Origin of the sequence: Streptomyces sp. TSRI0107 (genome assembly GCF_001905845.1) — a bacterium.
GTDB lineage: Bacteria > Actinomycetota > Actinomycetes > Streptomycetales > Streptomycetaceae > Streptomyces.
In genome coordinates this window covers 71,413-90,699 of the sequence record NZ_LIVZ01000019.1, presented here as the reverse complement: position 1 = coordinate 90,699, position 19,287 = coordinate 71,413, and the positions used below count along the sequence as shown (strand labels likewise).

Genomic DNA, 19,287 nt, shown 5'->3' with positions numbered 1-19,287 from the left:
TCGACGTCGTCCCGCAGCTCACCGAGGAGATCAAGACCCGCAAGGGCTGATCCCCACCGGTTCCTCCGAGGCCCCCGTGACCGCCGACGGTCACGGGGGCCTCGGCTCGTCCGGGCCCGGCGCGCGGGAGCGGCCGTCAGGGCGGACCATGCTGCGGACGGGTGTTGACCAGCGGGAAGCCACCCGGATAACTTCGTTCTGCGGATTATTGATTCCGCACAACGGAAAACAGGAGGGTGTGGGAATGGGTCAGGGCCAGCAGGAGCAGGTGGCGACGAGCCTCGCGGGCGCCGTCGGCGAGGAGATCAGCGCCTCCCTCGCACCGGTCGACGCCGCACTGGAGCGCCTCTACCCCGGGGACCCCGGCACCCGCCAGCCCGTCCACACCGTCTACGTCCCCGGCGACGCCTTCGCCGCCGACACCATCCGCTCCTGGGGCGACCAGGCCCTCGCCGCCCTCGACGAGCACGCGCCGGACGCCGCCTCCTTCGCCGCCGTCCTCGGCCTGCCCGACGTGCTCGCCGAGCCCGTCCACTCCCGCGTCCGCGCCAAGCTGGAGCGCGAGCCCATCGAGGACCTGCGCGTCGACTTCGAGGACGGCTACCAGGGCAAGGACGAGGACCAGGACGCGGCCCGCGCCGCCCGGCTGATCGCCGAGGCGTACGCGAACGGCACCGCCGCCCCCTACATGGGCATCCGCATGAAGTGCATGGAGGCCGCCGTCCGCGACCGCGGCATCCGCACCCTCGACATCTTCCTCACCGGCCTGATGCGGGCCGGCGGACTGCCCGACGGACTGGTCCTCACCCTGCCCAAGGTCACCTACCCGGAGCAGGTCACCGCCATGGTCCGGCTCCTGGAGGCCTTCGAGAAGGCGCACGGCCTGGAGGCCGGCCGGATCGGCTTCGAGATCCAGATCGAGACCAGCCAGTCCATCCTCGCCGCCGACGGCACCGCCACCGTCGCCCGGATGATCCAGGCCGCCGAGGGCCGGGCCACCGGCCTGCACTACGGCACCTTCGACTACAGCGCCTGCCTCGGCGTCTCCGCCGCCTACCAGGCCAGCGACCACCCCGCCGCCGACCACGCCAAGGCGATCATGCAGGTCGCCGCCGCGGGCACCGGCGTACGCGTCTCCGACGGCTCCACCAACGTCCTGCCCGTCGGCCCGACCGCCAAGGTCCACGACGCCTGGCGCCTGCACTACGGCCTCACCCGCCGCGCCCTCGCCCGCGCCTACTACCAGGGCTGGGACATGCACCCCGGCCACATCCCGACTCGCTACGCGGCCGTCTTCGCCTTCTACCGCGAGGGCTTCGAGCAGGCCGCCGGCCGCCTCGCCCGGTACGCCAACCGGGCCGGCGGCGACGTCATGGACGAGCCCGCCACCGCCAAGGCCCTCAGCGGCTACCTGCTGCGCGGCCTGGACTGCGGCGCCCTGGACATCGCCGAGGTCGCCAAGCTGACCGGGCTGACCCGCGCCGACCTCGAGGGCTTCGCCGCGCCCCGCCGGGGCGATCTGACGGCCTCCGCCAAGTAGCGGGGCCCGGCCGCCGCCGTCACCCCTGCCCCGTACCCTGTACGCCACGCAATGACGTGACACGGGAACGGGGCATCGGTGTCTTCGGGGGAGTACGGACAGACGGAGGGGGCCGGCCGGCTGCTGGCCGGGCGGTATCGCGTGACGGCCCGGCTCGGACGCGGCGGCATGGGAGTCGTGTGGAGGGCCGTCGACGAGGTCCTGGGCCGCGAGGTCGCCGTCAAGGAACTGCGCACCTACAACGACGCCGCCGGGCCCGAACTGGCCGAACTGCGGCTGCGGATGCAGCGCGAGGCCCGCGCGGCCGCCCGGGTGCGCCATCCCGGAGTCGTCGCCGTCCACGACATCGCCGAGGTCGACGGCCGGCCGCTCATCGTCATGGAGCTGGTCGACGGGCCGTCCCTGGACGACGTGCTGCGCGACCGCGGCACCCTGGACCCGCGCGAGGCGGCCGGCATCGGCGCCAAGGTCATGGACGCGCTCGCCGCCGCCCACCGCGCCGGTGTCCTGCACCGCGACGTCAAGCCGGGCAACATCCTCCTCGACCGCTCCGGCCGTGTCGTCCTCACCGACTTCGGCATCGCCACCATGGACGACCCCGGGGACGGCTCCGCCACCCGCCTCACCCGCAGCGGCGAGATCGTCGGCTCCCTCGACTACCTGGCCCCCGAACGCGCCCAGGGCGCCGAACCCGGCCCCGCGTCCGACGTCTGGGCCCTCGGCGCCACCCTGTACGCCGCCGTGGAGGGCGCCTCGCCGTTCCGCCGTACGTCGACGTACTCCACGCTCACCGCGATCGTGGCCGAACCCTTCCCGGAACCCCGCCGCGCCGGACCCCTCGTCCCCGTGCTCCGGCAGCTGATGGAAAAGCAGCCGCACTCCCGCCCCGACGCCGAACGGGGCCGCGACCTCCTGGAAGCCGTGGCCCAGGCCCCGGACCGGGACCTGCCGACCACCCTGCTGCGCGGCGGCCCCACGACCACCCCGCCCCGGGCGGAGACCGAGCGCGGCGTACCGTCCGTACCACCGGGCTTCGGCCCGCCCCAAGGCGCTCCGGGGTACGCCCGAGGCGGCGGCCACGTCACGGGTGGCGCGCCGGGGCACGGCGTCCCCACCGCACCCGGATACGGCCCGGCAGCCCCCGTCCCGGCGTCCGGCACGCCCGCCGCGCCCCCCGTCACCAGCCCCATGGCCGTGGGCACCCCGGCCCGCCGCAGGGGGCGTGCGCTGCTCGCCGCCGCGGCCGTGGCCGTCGTCCTCGTCGCGACCGGCGTCACCGTCGCCCTGCTGAACACCCCCGCCGGTGACGCCAAGGCGGACGACCGGCCGACCGCGCCATCGGCGTCCTCGGCGGCCGACCGTGCCGGAGGCGGCCGCTCCGCGGACCCGGCGCCGTCCGGGCGGGCCGCGGACGAGCCGCGCCCCACCGCCACCCGGAGCGCGGGCCGCACGGCGGAGCCCACGGCCCGGGAGTCGTCCCGCGCGCCGTCCCCGAGCCGGACGGCGGCCGACGACGGCACCCCCGCACCGACCTGTCATCCCATCGGCGGCGGCAAGTACAACTGCCGGGTCTGGCGCACCGCCAAGTCCTACACCGCCTCCGGCACCGAGGCGGGCGTCCTCAACGAGGGCACCAACTACTTCTACTGCCAGCAGAACCTGGGCCGCCGCGAGACCCAGGGCCGGTGGACCAACGTCTGGTGGGCGAAGACCGACGACGACAGCGGCAACGCGGACGTCTGGGTCAGCGACGTCTACATCGAGGGCGGCGTCAACGACGGGCCGGTGCCGGGACTTCCGTTCTGCTGAGTCCGCACGTACCGCTCCAGCCCGGACGCCGTCACCAGCTTCTCCTCGGCGAACACCCGGGTGCCCCGCTCGCACAGCCGCCGGTCGGCCCGCGCCCGCGCGGTGAACTCCTCCGGCGTGCCCCCGAACAGGGCCCGCAACCGGGGGAGCGCGGCGAGGAGTCCGGCGATCAGGGGACGCTGCCGGCCGGGATGCCGACGCGGCGCGCCCGCGCCGTCGCGCAGGACGCCACGGCGATTCACGTACGCGTACGCTCCGGGCAGCACGGTGCCGTCCGCCAGCTCGACGCGCACCTCGGGCGCGGGCAGCCAGGCCCGCCGGAAGTTGCCGTCCGGCAGCGGCACCCCCTCGCTGGCGTCGATGATCGTCAGCTGGGCGGGATCCAGCCAGATGACGAACAGCTCCCGTACCGTCCCCGGCGCGGCGAAGGGCGACGCGGAGACGTAGCCGAGGCGGCTCACATGTGCCGAGACGCCGATGTCGAGGCCGGTCACCCGGGTCCGCACCATGGGGATGGGGGAGTCGATGCCGAAGTCGTCCATCTTGTGGCGCAGCTGGCCGGGGCAGGCGTTGGAGCCGACGGCGAGGACGGGCGTGCGGTCCTCGTACACCAACCGGTCCAGGGGCAGCAACCGGTCTCCGGTGAGGAGCCCGGAGTCCTCGGGCCAGGCGCCCGGGTAGGTCAGCGGATGGTCGCGCGGCGCCTCGGCGAGGCCCAGCGCGCGCAGCGTCCGGTCGTCGCGGTGACTCACCAGGGCTCTCGATCCCCTCAGTCCGCCGGCGGCAGTTCGCCCGAGCCGCGTGTGATCAGCCGGGTCGGCAGCTCGATCCGCTCCGGGACGATCAGTGAGCCGTCCAGCTGGCGGAACAGCCGCTCGGCGGCGGTCCGGCCGAGGGCGGCCGCGTCCTGGGCGACGACGGTGACGCCCGGCCGGAGCAGATCGGCCAGTTCGAAGTCGTCGAAGCCGACCAGGGCGACCCGGCGGCTCTGTTCGGCCAGCACCCGCACCACGGTGACGGTGACCCGGTTGTTGCCCGCGAAGACCGCGGTGACGGGGGCCGGGCCGGAGAGCATCTCCTCGGCCGCCCGCCGCACCCGCGCCGGGTCGGTGACGCCCAGGGACATCCACGCGTCCTCGACCGGAATGCCCGCGTCCTCCATGGCCGCCCGGTAGCCGCGCAGCCGCTCGGCGGCGGTGTGGATGCGGGGCATGTCGCCGATGAAGCCGATCCGCCGGTGCCCGTGGGCGATCAGATGGGCCACTCCGGCGCGGGCACCGCCGTGGTTGTCGGCGAGCACCACATCGGCGTCGATGCTCCCGGCGGGCCGGTCCACGAAGACGGTGGCGACGCCCGCCCTGATCTCCGGCTCCAGGTAGCGGTGGTCGTCGCCGGCCGGGATCACCACCAGGCCGTCCACCCGCCGTGCGCACAGCGCCAGCACCAGCTCCTGCTCCCGCTCGGGGTCCTCGGCGCTGGAACCGTTGATCAGCAGCGCGCCGTGCGCGCGGGCCACCTCCTCGACCGCGCGGCTGAGGGGGCCGTAGAACGGGTCGGCGAGGTCCTCCAGGACCAGGCCGATGCTGGCGGTGCGGCCCTTGCGCAGCACCCGGGCGCTGTCGTTGCGGCGGAATCCGAGGGCCGCTATGGCCTCCTGGACGCGGGCCTCCGTCTCCGGGGTCACGCCCGGCTCGCCGTTGACGACCCGGGAGACCGTCTTCAGTCCGACCCCGGCGCGCGCCGCGACGTCCTTCATGGTGGGCCGGTTGCCGTAGCGGCTGCCGGGAAGACGGTCGGCTCGGATGGTCTCGGGCACGTGCGGTGTCCTGTCCTGTGATCCACGGGATGCGTCGGCCCATGGGTTGTATGAGGATGTGGCGTCGAGCATAGAGCCTGGACAACGTTGTCATGGCCGGGAGAGACTGTCCACCGCACACTCCGGCCTCGCGCCCCCACCGCAGGACCGGACGACCCGTCTCCCCCGGTGGGGAGAACCTGTCTGAGCGGGAGATCCGACACTGATGCACACCGACCTCGTGGCCGCGCTCGACATCGGCGGTACCAAGATCGCAGGGGCGCTGGTGGACGGCGGCGGCCGGATCGTGGTGCGGGCCCAGCGCCCGACCCCCGCGCAGGAGGACGGCGACACCGTGATGCGGGCCGTCGAGGACATCCTCGGGGAGCTGTCCGTCGCGCCGCCGTGGAGCCGGGTGACCGCCGTCGGCATCGGCAGCGCGGGCCCGGTGGACGCCTCGGCGGGCACGGTGAGCCCGGTCAACGTGCCCGGCTGGCGTGGCTTTCCGCTGGTCGAGCGGGTCCGGGCGGCGACCGGCGGGCTGCCGGTCGAGCTGATCGGCGACGGGGTGGCGATCACCGCCGCCGAGCACTGGCAGGGCGCCGCGCGCGGCCACGACAACGCGCTGTGCATGGTGGTCTCCACCGGCGTCGGCGGCGGGCTGGTCCTGGGCGGGCGGCTGCACCCCGGCCCGACCGGCAACGCCGGACACATCGGCCACATCAGCGTCGACCTCGACGGCGACCCGTGCCCGTGCGGGGCGCGCGGCTGCGTGGAGCGCATCGCGAGCGGTCCCAACATCGCGCGGCGGGCCCTGGAGAACGGCTGGCGGCCCGGCCCGGACGGGGACGGCTCCGCCGCCGCGGTGGCGGCCGCGGCGCGGGCCGGCGATCCGGTCGCCGTGGCCTCCTTCGAGCGGGCCGCGCAGGCGCTGGCCGCCGGGATCGCGGCCACCGCGACCCTCGTGGAGATCGACATCGCCGTGATCGGCGGGGGTGTGGGCAAGGCCGGTGACGTCCTGTTCGCCCCGTTGCGTGAAGCGCTCACCGACTACGCGACTCTCTCCTTCGTCCGGCACCTGACCGTCGCCCCGGCCCGGATGGGCACGGACGCGGGCCTGGTGGGCGCGGCGGCCGCCGCGCTGACCCGGCGCGCGGCCGCGGCGGGGGTGTGACGAGACGGGGGTGTGACGAGGCGGCGGCCGCGGAGGAAGCGTCCGGCGGTGCGGGCGTGACCTCCGGTCCGGTTCGCAGTTGAACGGGGCATGAAGAAGCGCAGCATGCTCGCCATCGCCTCCCTCGCCGCCGGTTTCGTCGTCGCGGCGGTCACCCCGTCCCACGCGCTCGGGGAACAGCTGACCGACCTCAACGTGGGTGACACCCTCAGCAGCCTCGACCCGGCCATCGCCAGCGACAGCCTGGCCATGCCGGGCGACGACACGTCCGGCGGGCAGGAGCGCTGACCGGGCCACCCCGGAACAGCGGGCGCCGGTTTCCCGACATGGGGACCGGCGCCTTCCGTTTGTGCGCCCTCAACGGGGGCTGGTTTCCGTGGCAGGGTGGAGCGGGCAAGCCACAGGGGCCAACAGAAGAGGGGGAAACGTGACCGTCGTTTGGATCAACGGTACGTTCGGTGCGGGGAAGACCACCACCGCACGGGAACTGATCGACCTGATCCCGAACAGCACGCTCTTCGACCCCGAGGTCATCGGCGGCGCACTCACGCACCTGCTGCCGGCCAAACACCTCGCCGAGGTCGGCGACTTCCAGGACCTGCCGATCTGGCGCCGCCTCGTCATCGACACCGCGGCCGCGATGCTCGCCGAACTCGGCGGCACCCTCGTGGTCCCCATGACCCTGCTCCGCCAGGAGCACCGCGACGAGATCTTCGGTGGTCTCGCCGCCCGCCGGATCAGTGTCCGCCATGTGCTGCTCGCTCCGGCCGAAACGATACTGCGGGAGCGGATAGCCCACCGGGAGGTCCCACCGGACCTGCCCGACGGGGAGATACGGATCCGCCAGTGGTCCTACGACCACATCGAGCCGTACCAGGCCGCCCTCGCCTCCTGGCTCACCGCCGACGCCCACCTCGTCGACAACGGCAGCCTCACCCCGCAGCAGACCGCCGCCCGCATCGCGGAGGCCGTCGCCTCGGGGACCGTCCCCGTCTGCGACATCGTGCAGACCCCCGAACCCACCGCCGAGACCCTCGCCGCCGGCGTCCTCCTCTTCGACGAACAGGACCGGGTCCTCCTCGTCGACCCCACCTACAAGCCCGGCTGGGAGTTCCCCGGCGGCGTCGTGGAACCCGGCGAGGCACCCGCCCGGGCCGGGATCCGCGAGGTCGCCGAGGAGACCGGCATCCGCCTCGACGACGTACCACGTCTGCTCGTCGCCGACTGGGAACCGCCGGCGCCCCCCGGCTACGGCGGTCTGCGTCTGCTCTTCGACGGCGGACGGCTCGACTCCGAGGAGACCGGCCGGGTCCTGCTGCCCGGGCCCGAACTGCGCGACTGGCGCTTCGTCACCGAGCAGGAGGCCGCCGACCTGCTCCCGCCGGTGCGCTACGAACGGCTCCGCTGGGCACTGCGGGCCAGAGAGCGCGGGGCCGCGCTGTACCTGGAGGCGGGCGTGCCGGTCGGTGACACGGCTACGCGTACGCCTCCGCCGACTTCCTGAGCGCCGCGGCGGCCTGCCCGACCACCGGATCGCCGTGCCCGAAGCAGGCCACCTCCGCGTCGAGGGCGGCCAGCCGGTGGAAGGAGGCGACCGTCCGCGCCCGGTCCAGGTTGAACACGCCCGGTATCACCGCGCCGTCCACCGGGGACGCGGCGACCGCGTCCCCGGTGAACAGCACACCGTGCTCGGGGAGATGGAGCGCGACGCTGCCGTCCGTGTGGCCCGGGACGTGGACGACCCGTGCCCCGCCGCCGAAGCCGAGAACGTCACCGTCGGACACCTCGGTGACGCGCTGCGGGCGCGCGAAGCCGTCCGGCGGCAGAAGCTTGACGGCCTCGGCGTGGATCGGGCGCTCCCAGTCCTCGAACGCCGGCGGCGGACCCGGCCGTTCACCACGGACGAACGGCGCGTCCAGGTGGTGGGCCAGCACCTCCGCCCCGCTCAGCGCGGCGAACTCGGCCGCCCCGCCCACATGGTCCTCGTGGAAATGCGTGAGCACGATCCGCCGTACGTCCCGGGGCCTGCGGCCGAGCGCGGTGACCGCCTCGGCGAGAGCCGCGCCGGAGCCGCCCGGCCCGGCGTCGATCAGGGTCGACTCGTCACCGTCCCGCCAGAGATAGGCCTGGCCGACCGGGAAACGCAGCAGATGGAGGCTGGGCAGCAACTCGATGACGTCCATGGGACGACCGTAGAAGGGCCTCCGCCCGCGGGCGAGGGCCCTTAGCCGAGAGCAGAGCCCGCGGGTGTCAGCTCGCCGCGTAGTTCCGCAGGAACAGCGCCTCCGCCACCGACAGCCGCTCCAGTTCCTCCGGCGACACGCTCTCGTTCACCGCGTGGATCTGGGCTTCCGGCTCGCTCAGACCGATGAGCAGGATCTCCGCCCGCGGGTAGAGCGCCGCGAGGGTGTTGCACAGCGGGATCGAGCCGCCCTGACCGGCGTACTGCATCTCCTGACCGGGGTACGCCACCGCCATCGCGTCGGCCATCGCCTGGTACGCCGGGCTGGAGGTGTCCGCGCGGAACGCCTGGCCCTGGCCGATCTGCTCCGTGCTGACCCGAGCCCCCCACGGGGTGTGCGCCTCCAGGTGCGCCTGGAGCAGCTTGGTCGCCTCGGCCGCGTCCACACCCGGCGGCACCCGCAGGCTGACCAGCGCCCGGGCGCTCGCCTGCACCGACGGCGTGGCACCCACGACCGGCGGGCAGTCGATGCCGAGCACGGTGACCGCCGGACGCGCCCATATCCGGTCCGCGACCGTGCCGGAACCGATCAGCTCCACGCCGTCCAGCACCTTCGCGTCCGCGCGGAACTGCTCCTCGTCGTACTGCAGCCCGTCCCACGACGCCTCGCCGGTCAGCCCGTCGACCGTCGTCGAACCGTCCTCGGCCCGCAGCGAGTCCAGTACGCGGATCAGCGCGGCCAGCGCGTCCGGCGCGGCGCCACCGAACTGGCCCGAGTGCAGGTTGCCGGCGAGCGTGTCGATCCGCACCCGCACCAGGGTCATGCCGCGCAGGGTCGCGGTGACCGTCGGCAGGCCCACGCGGAAGTTGCCCGCGTCGCCGATCACGATCGTGTCGGCCTCCAGCAGCTCCGGGTGCGCCTCGGCGTACCGCTCCAGGCCGCCCGTGCCCATCTCCTCCGAGCCCTCGGCGATCACCTTCACGTGCACCGGCACACCGCCGTTCGCCTTCAGCGCGCGCAGCGCCAGCAGGTGCATGATCACGCCGCCCTTGCAGTCGGCGGCGCCGCGCCCGTACCAGCGGCCGTCCCGCTCGGTCAGCTCGAACGGCGGGGTGCTCCAGCCCGCCTCGTCGAGCGGCGGCTGCACGTCGTAGTGCGCGTACAGCAGGACCGTCTTCGCGCCCGCCGGACCGGGCAGGTAGCCGTACACCGACTGGGTGCCGTCCGGGGTGTCCAGCAGTGCCACGTCCTCGAAGCCCTCGGCGGTGAGCGCGTCCGCGACCCAGCGCGCGGCGCCCTCGCTCTCGCTCTTCGGGAACTGGTCGAAGTCCGCCACCGACTTGAAGGCCACCAGCTCGGTGAGCTCCGCCTTCGCCCTGGGCATCAGCGAGGCGACGGTCTCGGCGACCGGATTCGACGACATGGGCACGCTCCTTGTGGGTGCGACGTTGTACGGGTGCGAGTAGTGCCGATCCTCCCACAGCGGCCTGTGGCGATCTCCGCCGTAGGATGCGAGGGACAGAGGCGGCAGGCGGCTGGATCGGGAGCAGTAGACCATCGTGAGCAGCGAGAACTCTTCGGCGGACGACGTGCGGCAGGTGTGGGACGTCGTCGTGGTGGGGGCGGGACCCGCGGGGGCCTCGGCCGCCTACGCGGCGGCGGTCGCGGGACGGCGCGTGCTGCTGCTGGAGAAGGCGGAGCTGCCCCGCTACAAGACCTGCGGCGGCGGCATCATCGGCCCCTCCCGCGACGCGCTGCCACCCGGCTTCGAACTGCCGTTCAAGGACCGCGTCCACGCGGTCACGTTCTCCCACAACGGGCGCTTCAGCCGCACCCGGCGCTCCAAGCAGATGCTGTTCGGACTGATCAACCGGCCCGAGTTCGACCAGCAGCTCGTCGAGCACGCACAGAAGGCGGGCGCCGAACTGCGCACCGGCGTCACCGTCCAGCGGGTCGAACAGCACGGTTCGGCGGTCCCGGACCGGCGCACGGTCGCCGTCGTCCTCCAGGGCGGCGAGACCCTGCTGGCGCACGCCGTGGTCGGCGCGGACGGCAGCGCCAGCCGCATAGGAGCGCACGTCGGCGTGAAGCTCGGGCAGGTGGACCTCGGCCTGGAGGCGGAGATCCCGGTGCCCGAGACCGTCGCCGAGGACTGGAAGGGGCGCGTCCTCATCGACTGGGGGCCGATCCCGGGCAGTTACGGCTGGGTGTTCCCGAAGGGCGACACCCTCACCGTCGGCGTGATCTCGGCACGCGGCGAAGGCGCCGCGACCAAGCGCTACCTGGAGGACTTCATCGGGCGGCTCGGCCTCGCCGGCTTCGAGCCGAGCATCTCGTCCGGGCATCTCACCCGCTGCCGCGCCGACGACTCGCCGCTGTCACGCGGGCGGGTGCTGGTGTGCGGGGACGCGGCGGGGCTGCTGGAGCCGTGGACCCGCGAGGGCATCTCGTTCGCGCTGCGCTCCGGCCGGCTCGCGGGGGAGTGGGCGGTGCGGATCGCCGAGGCGCACGACGCCGTGGACACCCGCCGGCAGGCTCTGAACTACGCGTTCGCCGTCAAGGCGGGCCTGGGCGTCGAGATGGCCGTCGGCAAGCGGCTGCTGCAGGCGTTCGAGCGGCGGCCCGGCCTGTTCCACGCGGCGCTGACCGGCTTCCGGCCGGCGTGGCGGGCGTTCATGGACATCACCCGCGGGTCGACCTCGCTGGGCGAGATGGTCCGCACCCGGCCGATCGCCCAGCGCGCCCTGGCGGCACTGGACCGCAGGTCGGCCACGGCCGACGGCGAGGTCACCCCGTCGTCCTGACCGACGTGATCTCGACGCGGAAGACGGGGTGGTCCGGGGCGATCCGGCGCAGCTCGGCGTCGGAGGAGTCGGGGCCGACCCCGTTGAAGAACGCGCCCACCTCGAACTTCCAGCGCTTGAGGTAGGCGCGCAGCAGCGCCGGCTTGTCGTCGTCGGCGACCTCGGTCGCGGTGAACACCTCCACGCCCTTGCCGAGCCGCAGCTCGCCGCCGCCGGCCGCGCGCATGTTGTGCGTCCACTGGACGTGGCCGCGCGGTGCGATCAGGTACTGCCGGCCCTCGAAGGTCATCAGGTTCACGGGGGTCGTCCGCCATTGCCCGCTCTTACGGCCGCGGACGGCGAGGACGCGGGAGCCCCAGACGCTGAGGCCGCGGCGGGTCAGCCAGGCCACGGTGCGGTTGAAGACGTTGACGGTGAACCAGCCGGGCTTCAGGACGTGCGTGGACGTGGACATGTTGGGTCCCCCTGGGAGAGAAGAAGTGTGAGCACTGCTCTCGGTTGAGAGCAGTGTGCACGAGAGCGATGCTCCAAAGCAAGAGCAGCGCTCTCTTTTCGGGTCGCCGATCTCCGAGAAGAGCGCCGCTCACCTATGTGTGCACTGCTCCGGAAACATGGGAAACTCCCCCTCATGAGCAGCAGCACCGGAAGCAGCACCACGCGCGGCGCCCGCGCCCGCGCCAGGATCGAAGTCACCGAGGCCATCAAGGACGAGGCCCGCCGCCAGCTCGCCGTCGACGGCGCCGCCAAGCTCTCACTGCGCGCGGTCGCCCGTGAGCTGGGCATGGTCTCCTCCGCGCTCTACCGCTACTTCCCCAGCCGCGACGACCTGCTGACCGCGCTCATCATCGACGCCTACGACTCCCTCGGCGAGGCCGCCGAGACCGCCCACGACGCGGTGGCCGACGCCGGGCCGATCCGGCGCTGGACGGCCGTGTGCGAGGCCGTGCGGGCATGGGCGCTCGCGCAGCCCCACGAGTACGCGCTGATCTACGGCTCACCGGTGCCGGGCTACACCGCGCCGCGGACCACCGTGCCGCCCGCGGCCCGCGTCGGGCACCTGCTCATCCGCATCGTGCGGGACGCCCACCGGGGCCGCGGGGTGGCGAAGACGCCCCTGCCCGCCGGTCTCCGCGCCGAGGCCGAGCGCATGGCCGCCGACCTCGCCCCCGACCTCCCGCCCGAGGTGGTGGCCGTGCTCGTCGCGGCCTGGGCGCAGCTGTACGGGCTGGTGACCTTCGAGGTGTTCGGCCAGTTCAACCGCATCGTCGAGGACCGCGAACCGTTCTTCCGCCACGCCGTGACCGGGCTCGCCCACTCCGTGGGGCTGGTCCACGCGGAGTGACACGGCCGGGGCTGCCGGCGGGGAAGCCCCTCGTCAGGACACCGCCACCGCCGCTCCCGGCAGCAACTCCGGGTCCTGGCGCAGGATCCGGGCGTGCAGGGAGCGCAGGGCCGGGCCGGGGTCCGCGCCCAGGGACTCGGCGAGGCGGTGGCGGGCGGACTCGTAGGCGGTGAGGGCGTCGGAGGGGCGGCCGCTGCGGCACAGGGCTAGCATCAGCAGCTCGACGAGGCGTTCGCGCAGGGGGTGCGCGGCGACGAGGCGGACGAGTTCGTGGACGTACTCGAAGGAGCGTCCGAGCTCGATCTCGCCGCCGAGGCGCGCCTCCAGCACGGTGAGGCGTTTCTCCGCCCAGCGCAGCCGCTCCGCCGCCAGGTACGGCGCCTGGAGGCCTTCGGCGAACTCCCCTCGCCACAACTCCTCTGCGCAGCGCGCCAGTTCGACGGCTTGCGCCACCTGGCCGGCGTCCCGCGCGGCGCGGGCCGAGTCCACCAGCCGGCGCCGCTCGCGCAGGTCGTCGATGTCCGCGCCGGTCAGCCGGTAGCCCGCTCCCGTCCACGACAGCCGCGGCCCGTCCCCCAGCGCGCGGCGCAGCCCGGAGACGTACTTCTGCACCAGGTTGCGCACATGGACCGGCGGCGCGCCGCCCCACACGGCCTCGACGAGACCGTCGTACGACAGGGAGCGGCCTTCCTGGAGCAGCAGGACGGCGAGCACCGCCCGCTGCTTCGGCGGGCCCAGCGGGATCTCCCCGCCGTCGCGCAACGCCCGTAGCGGACCGAGCAGTTCGAAGCGCACGCCCGATGTGCCGGTTGTCCCCTCACCCATGCGTCGAGCGTATCCCGAGGCCCGGGTTCCGGCGGATCACAGGTCTTCCAGTGGATCTTCCAGCGGTTGTTCCAGCGGGCCTTCCAGCGCTCTCCCGGACGGTGTCCGGACAGCGTTTCCCCGAGAAAGGCCCTCACATGCTCACCCGGCTCGGCCGCCTGGCCGTGCGGCACAGTCGTGCCGTTCTGATCGGCGTCCTGCTCGCCTTCCTGGGCCTCGGCGCGTACGGCGCCGGCGCCCAGGACGACCTCCAGTTGTCCCGCTGGGACTCGCCCGGCACCGAGTCGGTGCGCGCGGCGGAGCAGCTGCGCGACCGCTTCGGCACCGGCAACCCCAATCTGGCCCTGCTGGTCACGGCCCGCGACGGCGATGTGGACAGCCCGGCCACCGCCCGCGCCGCCCGTGCCCTCACCGCCGAGGTGGAGGGGCTGCCGCAGGTCACGGACGTCACCTCGTACTGGGACGCGAACGGTCCGGCGCTGCGCGGCGAGGACGGCCGGCGCGGCCTGATCCTCGCCCGCCTGGAGGGCTCCGCCACCGAGACCCGCGAGGAACTGGCCACGCTCTCGCCCCGGCTGACCCGGGTCACCCCCGAACTGGAGGTGCGGGTCGGCGGGCAGGAGGAGATCTCCCGGCAGGTCGGTGAGCAGGCCCGCACCGACTTCCTGCGCGCCGAGGCGTTCGCCCTGCCGGCCGTGCTGCTCCTGCTGATCCTGTTCTACCGGCGGACGGTGGCCGCCCTGCTGACCGTCGGCGTCGGACTGTTCTCCGTCGTCGGCACCCTCGCCGGACTGCGGGCGCTCGCGCAGGTCACCGAGGTGTCGACGTTCGCCGCGAACCTCGCGCTGGTTCTCGGACTCGGCCTCGGCGTCGACTACAGCCTGTTCGTGATCAACCGGTACCGGGAGGAGCGGGTCGCGGGCCTCGCCCGGCCCGAGGCCGTCGTCCGGGCCACCGCCGTCGGCGGCCGGACCGTCGTCTTCAGCGGGGTCACGGTCGCGGTGTCGCTGTGCGCGCTGCTGGTGTTCCCGTTCTTCTTCCTCAGCTCGTTCGCCTACGCCGGTGTCCTCGTCGTGCCGGCGGCGGTCACCGGCGCCGTGCTGTTCCTGCCCGCCGCGCTCGCCCGCTGGGGACACCGCGTGGAACGCGCCGAGGCCCCCGCCTCCGGCTTCTGGCACCGCACCGCGCTCACCGCCATGCGCCGCCCGGTCCTGGCGGGCGCCGCGGTGCTGGCCGTGCTCCTCGTCGCCGCCTCGCCCGTGCTCGGGCTGCGCTTCGGCCTGCCCGACGAGCGCACCCTGCCCGAGGGCACCTCCTCGCGCACCACCTCCGAGATCGTGCACCGGGAGTTCGCCGCCGAGCCCACCGACACGGTCCAGGTCGTGCTCACGAAGACGGCCGCCACGCGCGCGTACGCCGCCGAACTCTCCCGTCTCCCGGGCGTCTTCCTGGTCGACGCCCCCGACGGCGCCTACCGCGACGGCGTCCGCACCGGCGCGCCCGGCCAGGACCGGCTGACGGCCCCCGACGGACGGGTGCGCCTGGCCGTCGTACCCACCCAGGAGGCGATGTACGGGAACGTCCCCGCGTTCGTCGAGCGCATCCGCGACACCCCGGCGCCCGCGCCCGTGCTGGTCGGCGGCTATCCGGGCGAGACCACCGACTTCCGCGCCACGCTCCTGGACCGGCTGCCGCTCGCGGTCGCCCTGGTCCTGGTCGCCACGTACGTGATCCTCTTCCTGATGACCGGCAGTGTGCTGCTGCCCGCCAAGGCGACCGTGCTCAACCTGCTCAGCCTGTCCGTGATGTTCGGCTGCCTGGTGTGGGTGTTCCAGGACGGCCACCTGTCCGGGCTGCTCGGCTTCACCCCGACCGGTTCCATCGAGCCGAGCATCCCGGTGCTGATGTTCTGCGTGGCGTACGGGCTGTCGATGGACTACGAGGTGTTCCTCCTGGCCCGCGTCAAGGAGGAGCACGAACGCACCGGCGACACCGCGCGGGCGGTCGCCGAGGGCATCCGGCGCAGTGCCCCGCTGATCACCGCGGCGGCCGGGATCCTGGCCCTGTCCTTCCTGTCGTACGCCACCGGCGGCGTCGTCTTCCTCAAGGAGCTGGGCGTCGGCACGGCCGTGACGATCCTCGTCGACGCCACCCTCATCCGGGTGGTGCTGCTCCCGGTGACGATGCGGCTCGCCGGGCGCGCCAACTGGTGGGCGCCCCGGCCGCTGCGCCGGCTGCGACTCAGGGAGGACACCGGTACGGGGCGGCCCGTACCTCGCGAGGAGTACGTGTGAGCACCTCCCGGGGGTGACGCCGACCACGCGGCCCGGCGTCTAGCGTGGCCGTCATGGAACAGCAGCACGTACGCCGGGGCGGTCCGCCCGCGTGGTGGCGGCACGGGCCGCCGTGGCGGGAGGCCCCGGAGGACGAGGGGCGCCCGGCCCGGTGGCCGTGGCGCTCCACCGCGCTGCTCACCGTCTTCGTCCTGCTGGGCTCGAACTTCGCCGCGCACGCCCAGGAGGGCGAGAGGGCGGCCCTCGATCTCTTCGCGCGGGTGCTGCTGTTCGTGGCGGCGGGCCAGCTGCTGTGGCGGTACCGCCGGCCGCGGGTCGTGCTGTTCGGGACGGCGGCGACGGTCGCGGTCTACCTGGGCGCCGGATACCCGTACGGGCCGGTGCTGCTGACCGTCGCCGTGGCCTGCTTCAGCGCGGTCGTCACCGGACACCGAAGAGCGGCCTGGGCGGCGCTCGGCACGCTGTGGGCCGCGCGTGTGCTGGTCGCCCACTGGCTGTACCGGTGGCTGCCGCCGTCCGGGGACGACGCCGCGTCCTGGGGGCAGGAGATCGTGGTCGCCACCTGGGTGGTGGCGGTCGTCGCGCTGTCGGAGCTGGCCCGCGCCCGACGCGAGCAGTGGGCGCGCGAGCGCGCCGAGCGGGCCCAGGCCGCACGGCGGCGCGCCGACGAGGAACGCCTGCGGATCGCCCGCGAACTGCACGACGTCCTCGCGCACAGCATCTCCGTGATCAACGTGCAGGCCGGCGTCGGACTCGCCCTCCTCGACAGCGACCCCGAACAGGCGCGCACCGCGCTCACCACCATCAAGGCCGCCAGCAAGGAGGCCCTGGGCGAGGTCCGCCAGGTACTCGACACACTGCGCGCCCCCGGTGACGCGCCCCGCGCCCCGGCGCCCGGCCTGGAGCGGCTGCCCGAGCTGGTCGAGGCGGCGGCGGACGCCGGCCTCACGGTCCGGGTCGAGGGCACGGCACCGCGACTGCCGCCCGGCACGGACCTCGCCGCCTTCCGGATCGTCCAGGAAGCGCTCACCAACGTCGTACGGCACTCCGGTTCACGGCACGCGCGCGTGCGGCTCGCCACCGACGGCGACGCGCTACGGCTGAGTGTCGACGACGACGGGCCCGCGACCGGCGCCGACGCGGGCGGCAGCGGCAACGGACTGGCCGGGATGCGGGAGCGGGCCGCGGCCCTGGGTGGCACGATCGAGGCGGGCCCGCGCCCCGACGGCGGGTTCCGGGTGGTCGCCGTACTGCCGCTGCCGGCGCGCCGCGAGGAGGAGGAACGGTGATCCGCGTACTGCTCGCCGACGACCAGGCACTGGTGCGGGCCGGTTTCCGGGCGCTGCTCGACGCACAGCCCGACATCGAGGTCGTCGCGGAGGCCGCCGACGGCGAGGAGGCGCTGCGCGCGGTGCGGGAGCGGCGCCCCGACGTCGTCCTGATGGACATCCGGATGCCGGTCCTCGACGGCCTGGCCGCCACCCGCGGGATCACCGGGGACGCGGGCCTGGACGGTGTGCGGGTGGTCATGCTGACCACCTTCGAACTCGACGAGTACGTCTTCGAGGCGATCCGCGCGGGCGCCTCCGGCTTCCTGGTGAAGGACACCGAACCGGAGGAACTGCTGCGCGCGGTGCGGGCGGTGGTCGCGGGCGACGCCCTGCTCTCGCCGGGGGTGACCCGGCGGCTGATCGCCGAGTTCGCGGCCCGCTCCAAGGAGCCCGCGGCGGCCGGTGCGCTCGCCGCCCTCACCGAGCGGGAGCGGGAGGTGATGGCCCTGGTCGGCATCGGCCTGTCCAACGAGGAGATCGCCCGCCGCCTGGTCGTCAGCCCGCTCACCGCCAAGACCCATGTGAGCCGCACGATGGTGAAGCTCGGCGCCCGCGACCGGGCCCAACTCGTCGTGCTGGCCTACGAGTCGGGGCTGGTGCGACCGGGCTGGCTGGGCTGAGGGGCCGTACGGAAGCGGACCAGCACCGCGATCACCCGTGCCAGGAACAGCACCGGTGCGAGCACCTGGCCGGTGCGCAGGAGCAGGGCCGACAGCGTGGGCGGCAGGTCGAACAGCAGCGCCGGACCGGCGACCGCCCCGAAGAGCAGCGCCGCCGCGAAGGCCGCGCTGCACAGCGCGTACCCGATCTCGACGGTGATCGCGTCCCGCTCGGCCTGCGTGCGCCGTCCCCCGTGAAAAGTCATGGCACGAGTCTCACAGCCGCCCGCCCGGCGGAGCAAGCGAGCCCGACGGAAAATGCATGCACATACATTTAATGCCTGTGCAATAAAGCGCTTTCTCTGTTACGGTGCCGACATGGCGGCGAACAAGCACGAGCGGGCGCTCGTGGAGCAGTGGCGGGACCTCCTGTCGCTGCACGCCCGCACCCACTGGGAACTCGACCGGGCACTGCACGGTCACGGGCTGTGCGCCAGCGACTTCGAGGTCCTCGACGTGCTGGCCGAGGCCGAGGCGCCGAAAGGTCACTGCAGCTATCGCGTGCAGGAGATCTCCGAGCGGGTCCACCTGAGTCAGAGCGCGCTGTCCCGGCTGATCGCCCGGCTGGAGAAGGACGGGCTGGTCAGCCGCGGCATGTGCGCCGAGGACCGGCGCGGTGTCCGGGTCGCGCTGACCGAGAAGGGGCGTGCCCTGCACGGTGAGGTGCTGCCGGTGCAGCGGGCGGTGCTGACCCGGATGCTGGGCCAGGACACGCCCGGCGCGCCGGATACGCCGGACGCGCAGGGCTGACCGAAGGCCTGTCAGATCGCGGACCGCTCCCGCCACAGCGCGGCCAGCGCCCGGTCACCCGTCACGGACGGCAGCGGCAGCCGGTTCCACAACGCCAGGTACAACTCCTCGGCGCCGCCGGACAGTTCGCAGTCGGCTTCCCCGTCGCCGCCCCGGACCGTCACCGGCGGCTCCGGCGACAGCCGTACCGTCCACACCCCGTCCGCGTCCGTGTCGGTCACCCGCACCCGCAGGACCCGCGGCTCGTCCGTGCGGACCCGGCTTCGCGAGCGGGCGTGGAAGCCGCGCAGCAACTCGTCGATGCCGTCCGCCGCGACGGCCTTCTCGACGGGACTCGGTGTGCCGCCGAGCGCCGACTCGGCGTCGAAGCGGTGCACGGTCGTCTCGTGGACCTGGCGGCGGGCCCAGAACTCCAGCGGCGACGGCGCGGGCAGGAACGCCCAGCAGGACACGTCGGGCGCCGCGTCGGTGAGGGTGTCGACGAGTCGGCGGTGCGCGTCCCGGTACCAGGTCACCAACGCGGCGCCGTCGAGGTCCGGGGCGTCGCCGAAGGGGCGCCGCTCGGTGTGTCCCTCCAGGACGTACGACGCGGCCCACAGGTGCACCGCGCCGGTGTGCCGCAGCAGGTCGCGCACCTGCCAGCCGGGGCAGGTCGGCACCTTTGCGTCGGTGCCGGCCCGCTCGGCGGCCGCGGCGAGCAACCGGCCTTCCCTGTCCAGTGTTTCGACGAATCGGCCCGTATCCAGGGCAGTGGGTTCCATGCGGCGCAGTCTGCCGGATG

The 19,287-nt window shown here is 73.9% G+C and carries 19 protein-coding genes; 11 read left to right on the top strand and 8 right to left on the bottom strand.

Going from position 1 to position 19,287, the window contains the following annotated elements:
• The first annotated feature begins 244 nt into the window (after window positions 1–244).
• Both AMK31_RS36840 and AMK31_RS36835 read left to right on the top strand, forming a co-directional pair.
• Window positions 245–1,540: a DUF6986 family protein gene (locus tag AMK31_RS36840; RefSeq protein ID WP_073945104.1), complete on the top strand. Its 1,296-nt coding sequence runs from the start codon at window positions 245–247 to the stop codon at window positions 1,538–1,540.
• A gap of 78 nt (window positions 1,541–1,618) precedes the next feature.
• On the top strand, window positions 1,619–3,349 hold the full coding sequence (locus tag AMK31_RS36835; protein ID WP_073945103.1) for a serine/threonine-protein kinase: 1,731 nt from the start codon (window positions 1,619–1,621) through the stop codon (window positions 3,347–3,349).
• Here AMK31_RS36835 and AMK31_RS36830 read toward each other — a convergent pair.
• Entirely contained in the window at window positions 3,295–4,101 is an 807-nt protein-coding gene (locus AMK31_RS36830; protein WP_198948658.1) for a hypothetical protein, read from the bottom strand. The genes AMK31_RS36835 and AMK31_RS36830 overlap by 55 nt on opposite strands.
• Window positions 4,102–4,118: 17 nt before the next feature.
• On the bottom strand, window positions 4,119–5,165 hold the full coding sequence (locus AMK31_RS36825; RefSeq protein WP_073945102.1) for a LacI family DNA-binding transcriptional regulator: 1,047 nt from the start codon (window positions 5,163–5,165) through the stop codon (window positions 4,119–4,121).
• Window positions 5,166–5,370: 205 nt separating this feature from the next.
• Between AMK31_RS36825 and AMK31_RS36820 the strand changes: the two genes are divergently transcribed.
• The 3 genes from AMK31_RS36820 to AMK31_RS36810 all read left to right on the top strand — a co-directional run bounded on the left by AMK31_RS36820 (window position 5,371) and on the right by AMK31_RS36810 (window position 7,822).
• On the top strand, window positions 5,371–6,318 hold the full coding sequence (locus AMK31_RS36820) for an ROK family protein (RefSeq protein WP_073945101.1): 948 nt from the start codon (window positions 5,371–5,373) through the stop codon (window positions 6,316–6,318).
• A gap of 90 nt (window positions 6,319–6,408) precedes the next feature.
• Window positions 6,409–6,606, top strand: a complete 198-nt coding sequence (locus tag AMK31_RS36815; RefSeq protein WP_073945100.1) for a hypothetical protein — start codon at window positions 6,409–6,411, stop codon at window positions 6,604–6,606.
• Window positions 6,607–6,745: 139 nt separating this feature from the next.
• On the top strand, window positions 6,746–7,822 hold the full coding sequence (locus AMK31_RS36810) for an NUDIX hydrolase (protein WP_073945099.1): 1,077 nt from the start codon (window positions 6,746–6,748) through the stop codon (window positions 7,820–7,822).
• Here AMK31_RS36810 and AMK31_RS36805 read toward each other — a convergent pair.
• Window positions 7,794–8,501, bottom strand: coding sequence for an MBL fold metallo-hydrolase (locus tag AMK31_RS36805; protein ID WP_073945098.1), 708 nt, complete (start codon window positions 8,499–8,501; stop codon window positions 7,794–7,796). The genes AMK31_RS36810 and AMK31_RS36805 overlap by 29 nt on opposite strands.
• 67 nt (window positions 8,502–8,568) lie before the next feature.
• The gene (locus AMK31_RS36800) at window positions 8,569–9,924 is read right to left on the bottom strand and encodes a dipeptidase (RefSeq protein WP_073945097.1); all 1,356 of its coding nucleotides are present in this window, start codon (window positions 9,922–9,924) and stop codon (window positions 8,569–8,571) included.
• 136 nt (window positions 9,925–10,060) lie between these two features.
• Here AMK31_RS36800 and AMK31_RS36795 point away from each other — a divergent pair, with 136 nt between their 5' ends.
• Window positions 10,061–11,305 (top strand): geranylgeranyl reductase family protein, encoded by a 1,245-nt coding sequence (locus AMK31_RS36795; protein ID WP_073945096.1) that lies wholly within the window; start codon window positions 10,061–10,063, stop codon window positions 11,303–11,305.
• Here the strand turns inward: AMK31_RS36795 and AMK31_RS36790 are convergent.
• Window positions 11,289–11,759: a nitroreductase family deazaflavin-dependent oxidoreductase gene (locus tag AMK31_RS36790; RefSeq protein ID WP_073945095.1), complete on the bottom strand. Its 471-nt coding sequence runs from the start codon at window positions 11,757–11,759 to the stop codon at window positions 11,289–11,291. The genes AMK31_RS36795 and AMK31_RS36790 overlap by 17 nt on opposite strands.
• A gap of 174 nt (window positions 11,760–11,933) precedes the next feature.
• Between AMK31_RS36790 and AMK31_RS36785 the strand changes: the two genes are divergently transcribed.
• Window positions 11,934–12,647 (top strand): TetR/AcrR family transcriptional regulator, encoded by a 714-nt coding sequence (locus AMK31_RS36785; protein WP_073945094.1) that lies wholly within the window; start codon window positions 11,934–11,936, stop codon window positions 12,645–12,647.
• A gap of 33 nt (window positions 12,648–12,680) precedes the next feature.
• On the opposite strand, the gene AMK31_RS36780 is transcribed toward AMK31_RS36785, so the two are convergent.
• The gene (locus AMK31_RS36780) at window positions 12,681–13,472 is read right to left on the bottom strand and encodes an AfsR/SARP family transcriptional regulator (RefSeq protein WP_079187095.1); all 792 of its coding nucleotides are present in this window, start codon (window positions 13,470–13,472) and stop codon (window positions 12,681–12,683) included.
• Between the two features lie 137 nt (window positions 13,473–13,609).
• Between AMK31_RS36780 and AMK31_RS36775 the strand changes: the two genes are divergently transcribed.
• From AMK31_RS36775 to AMK31_RS36765, 3 genes are read left to right on the top strand one after another with little or no spacing between them, the layout of a single operon-like run.
• Window positions 13,610–15,766: an MMPL family transporter gene (locus tag AMK31_RS36775; protein ID WP_073945092.1), complete on the top strand. Its 2,157-nt coding sequence runs from the start codon at window positions 13,610–13,612 to the stop codon at window positions 15,764–15,766.
• 53 nt (window positions 15,767–15,819) lie between these two features.
• Window positions 15,820–17,055 carry a sensor histidine kinase gene (locus tag AMK31_RS36770; protein WP_107468835.1) on the top strand — a complete coding sequence of 412 codons (1,236 nt, stop codon included), beginning with the start codon at window positions 15,820–15,822 and terminating at the stop codon, window positions 17,053–17,055.
• On the top strand, window positions 17,052–17,717 hold the full coding sequence (locus AMK31_RS36765) for a response regulator transcription factor (protein WP_073945090.1): 666 nt from the start codon (window positions 17,052–17,054) through the stop codon (window positions 17,715–17,717). Before AMK31_RS36770 ends, AMK31_RS36765 begins: the two co-directional genes overlap by 4 nt.
• On the opposite strand, the gene AMK31_RS36760 is transcribed toward AMK31_RS36765, so the two are convergent.
• Window positions 17,678–17,962 carry a DUF6332 family protein gene (locus AMK31_RS36760; RefSeq protein ID WP_073945089.1) on the bottom strand — a complete coding sequence of 95 codons (285 nt, stop codon included), beginning with the start codon at window positions 17,960–17,962 and terminating at the stop codon, window positions 17,678–17,680. The genes AMK31_RS36765 and AMK31_RS36760 overlap by 40 nt on opposite strands.
• 112 nt (window positions 17,963–18,074) lie before the next feature.
• Between AMK31_RS36760 and AMK31_RS36755 the strand changes: the two genes are divergently transcribed.
• Window positions 18,075–18,506 carry a MarR family winged helix-turn-helix transcriptional regulator gene (locus AMK31_RS36755; protein WP_073945088.1) on the top strand — a complete coding sequence of 144 codons (432 nt, stop codon included), beginning with the start codon at window positions 18,075–18,077 and terminating at the stop codon, window positions 18,504–18,506.
• A gap of 11 nt (window positions 18,507–18,517) precedes the next feature.
• Here the strand turns inward: AMK31_RS36755 and AMK31_RS36750 are convergent, their stop codons facing one another.
• The gene (locus tag AMK31_RS36750) at window positions 18,518–19,267 is read right to left on the bottom strand and encodes a maleylpyruvate isomerase family mycothiol-dependent enzyme (protein ID WP_385312636.1); all 750 of its coding nucleotides are present in this window, start codon (window positions 19,265–19,267) and stop codon (window positions 18,518–18,520) included.
• Window positions 19,268–19,287 lie beyond the last annotated feature (20 nt).